We start from the raw sequence: 2,646 nt of genomic DNA on the forward strand, positions 1-2,646 counted from the left end.
TGCGGCGCGGCAATCAGGATGGAAGTGCAGCGTCAATCAGGATGAGAGAGCTTCGCCGGGCTCGTGACGCAGGGAGGGCGTAGCCCGACCGGAGTTACGAGCCCGGCGACGGCGCGATCCGAGCGGACCGCGCCGTCTGGTGATCGCGGCTGGCCGGTGATGGATGGTTCTTCTCGCCAAAGAGGAATCACCCGTTGCCAGGCTGCCATGTCACCGATCACCAGATGAGGCTCTACATGAAGTTCCGTCAAACCAATTCGCCGCCAGAGGCGGCCGCGAAGGCGTCGTTCAGTTCGTCGACCGCTTATCGGCTCGAGAAGGATCTGCGCCTTCCGTCGCAAAAGAAGACACCGCGGCAAAGGCGGCGGCCGGATCCCTTGGCCAACGTCTTCGGCCTGGAGGTCGTGCCGATGCTGAAGGCGGCTCCCGGCGTGCGGCCCGTGGCCATCTTCGAGGAGATGCTCCGACGCCATCCTGAGCTGGGGGCTGGAATCCGCCGCACGCTCGAGCGCCGGATCCGCGCCTGGCGGGCGATCCACGGCGAGGAGCAGGAGGTCATCTTCCGCCAGACCCACGAAGTGGGCCAGGTCGGCCTGTCCGACTTCACCGATATGGGCGAGCTTGGGGTCGCCATCGCTGGCGTGCCGCTCGATCATCGCCTGTATCACTTCCGGTTGGCCTATTGCGGGTTTGAACACGCCCATGTCGTGCTCGGTGGCGAGAGCTTCGTCGCATTGGCCGAAGGGCTGCAGAATGCCCTGTGGTCGCTCGGTGGGGCACCGCGGGAGCATCGGACCGACAGCCTGTCGGCCGCCTTCTGCAATCTCGATCGCAATGCGAGGGACGATCTGACCAGGCGGTACGAGGACCTCTGCGCCCACTACGGCATGCGGCCTTCCCGCAACAATCGCGGCATCGCCCACGAGAACGGGGCGATCGAAAGCTCGCATGGCCATCTCAAGCGCACGATCGCCGATGCGCTGCTGTTGCGCGGCACTGCCGACTTCGATGATCTCGCCGCCTATCGCGGCTTCATCGACGAGATCGTCAGCCGCCGTAATGCCCGCAACTCCAAGCGGATCGACCACGAGCGCGCCACCCTGCAGGCGTTGCCAGATCGCCGCACCTCGGACTACGAGGAGGTGATTGTCCGCGTGACGTCAAGCGGCGGCTTCACCTTGCGCAAGGTGTTCTACACCGTGCCGTCGCGTTTGATCGGGCACCAACTGCGGGTGCGCCTTTACGACGATCGTCTCGACGTGTTCGTCGGCGGCACCCATCTCGTCACCCTGCCGCGTGGGCGGCCGCATTCCAACGGCAAGCACGACCAGGTCGTCGATTATCGGCACGTGATCCATTCCTTGCGGCGCAAGCCAATGGCGCTGCTCAATCTCGTCTACCGTGATCGGCTGTTCCCGCGCGATGCCTATCGCCGAACCTTCGATTGCTTGCGCGAACGGCTGCCGGACAGGAAAGCCTGCCGGATCATGGTCGATCTGCTCGCACTGGCCCATGAGCGCGGCTGCGAGGCCGAACTCGCCGATCAGCTCGCGACCGAGCTTGATGCCGGCCGACTGCCCGACCTCAACCGGCTGCGCGCTTACTTCTCTCCCGATCCGGCCTGCGTGCCGCACGTCGTGGTGCAGCTCGCACCGCTCGCCACCTATGAGTGCCTCATCGGTGCCGGCGAGATCGGAGGTGCCGCATGAGCACGGCCAACACCATTGACACCGCGCGCCTCAATCTATTGCTCAACGAGTTGCGGCTGCCAGCCATCAAGGTGCTGTGGCCGCAATTTGCCGAGCAGTCCGACAAGGAAGGCTGGCCGGCGGCCCGCTTCCTCGCCACCATTGCCGAGCACGAGATCGCCGAACGCGGCCGCCGCCGCGTCGAGCGCCATCTCGTCGAGGCGCGGCTGCCCGCTGGAAAGACCTTCGACAACTTCGACTTCGAGGCTGTGCCGATGATCTCCAAGGCACAGGTGACCGCGCTCGCCGCCGGCGATGGTTGGCTCGGCAAGGGCGCCAATCTGCTGCTGTTCGGCCCGCCCGGCGGCGGCAAGAGTCACTTGGCGGCAGCCATCGGCCTGGCCCTTATCGAGAACGGATGGCGCGTCCTCTTCACCCGCACCACCGATCTCGTCCAGAAGCTCCAGGTGGCGCGGCGCGAGCTCAATCTCGAGGCCGCCATTAACCGCCTCGACCGCTTCGACCTCCTGATCTGCGATGATCTTGCCTACGTCACCAAGGACCAGGCCGAGACCAGCGTGCTGTTCGAGCTCATCAGCGCTCGCTACGAGCGGCGTTCCATGCTGATCACCGCCAATCAGCCCTTTGGAGAGTGGAACAGGGTCTTCCCGGATCCTGCTATGACGCTCGCCGCCATCGATCGCCTCGTTCACCACGCCACCATCGTCGAGATGAACGTCGAAAGCTATCGCAGGCGCACCGCGCTCGAGCGGAAGCGTGGTCCAGGGCGACCATCCTCGCACGCGACACCAAAAACACTCGCTGATTGACGCTCCGCGACAATCAGAGCGAACAAAACTCTTGCGCGCGACAATCATCGCGGCAATCATCACCTCGCCGCGACACCGACTCGCCATCCTGATTGTCGCGCGCTTCCCATCCAGATTGTCGCGCTATA

2 protein-coding genes are annotated in these 2,646 nt (G+C 64.7%); both read left to right on the forward strand.

The features are described from left to right. The first annotated feature begins 224 nt into the window (after nucleotides 1-224). Nucleotides 225-1,709: an IS21 family transposase gene (istA, locus tag IVA82_RS44350; RefSeq protein WP_247409554.1), complete on the forward strand. Its 1,485-nt coding sequence runs from the start codon at nucleotides 225-227 to the stop codon at nucleotides 1,707-1,709. Continuing rightward, a complete protein-coding gene (gene istB / locus IVA82_RS44355; RefSeq protein WP_247300139.1) occupies nucleotides 1,706-2,518 on the forward strand; it encodes an IS21-like element ISBj11 family helper ATPase IstB in 813 nt (270 codons plus the stop codon). The genes istA and istB overlap by 4 nt, the downstream gene beginning before the upstream one ends. Nucleotides 2,519-2,646 lie beyond the last annotated feature (128 nt).

Source organism: Bradyrhizobium sp. 142 (assembly GCF_023074015.1).
Lineage (GTDB): Bacteria > Pseudomonadota > Alphaproteobacteria > Rhizobiales > Xanthobacteraceae > Bradyrhizobium.

What these genes read in the sequence shown, in the direction of transcription:
- istB (WP_247300139.1), top strand. Translation starts at nt 1,706, where the DNA reads ATGAGCACGGCCAACACCATTGACACCGCGCGCCTCAATCTATTGCTC.
- istA (WP_247409554.1), top strand. Translation starts at nt 225, where the DNA reads ATGAGGCTCTACATGAAGTTCCGTCAAACCAATTCGCCGCCAGAGGCG.